Source organism: Mesorhizobium sp. M5C.F.Ca.ET.164.01.1.1 (genome assembly GCF_004792125.1).
Lineage (GTDB): Bacteria > Pseudomonadota > Alphaproteobacteria > Rhizobiales > Rhizobiaceae > Mesorhizobium > Mesorhizobium wenxiniae.
The window spans coordinates 1-287 of the sequence record NZ_SRTG01000575.1 but is presented as its reverse complement, the minus strand read 5'-3'; the positions used below and the strand labels follow the sequence as shown (position 1 = coordinate 287).

The following is a 287-nucleotide window of genomic DNA, read 5'->3' as shown; positions in this document are numbered from 1 at the left end:
CGGCCTTCGACAGCGGGCGATTCTGGTAGACGGCTTTTCCAACTTCCTTGCCGCGGCGAAAAACCAGATCTCCGGAAACGTCCGTCATGGCAAGGTGATTCCCCGTTTGCTTTGGCGCAAGCGGGTAGGGCAGAGTTATGACAGGCCGGTGACAGACGGAGGCCTCGATAATTCTACTGCGGCGGTCATCTGACGCGACTTTCTGCGCTTACTACAGCGCCGCGCGTCCACAAGGACGCGCAAAGGAAGCTGTAGCATCTTTGTTTGCGCATGATCCTTTCCGAAAT

The 287-nt window shown here is 56.8% G+C and carries 1 pseudogene; it reads right to left on the bottom strand.

Going from position 1 to position 287, the window contains the following annotated elements:
• Nucleotides 1-139 (bottom strand): annotated as a pseudogene (locus EN807_RS37305) (DUF3419 domain-containing protein); the annotation flags it as partial.
• Between the last annotated feature and the right edge of the window lie 148 nt (nt 140-287).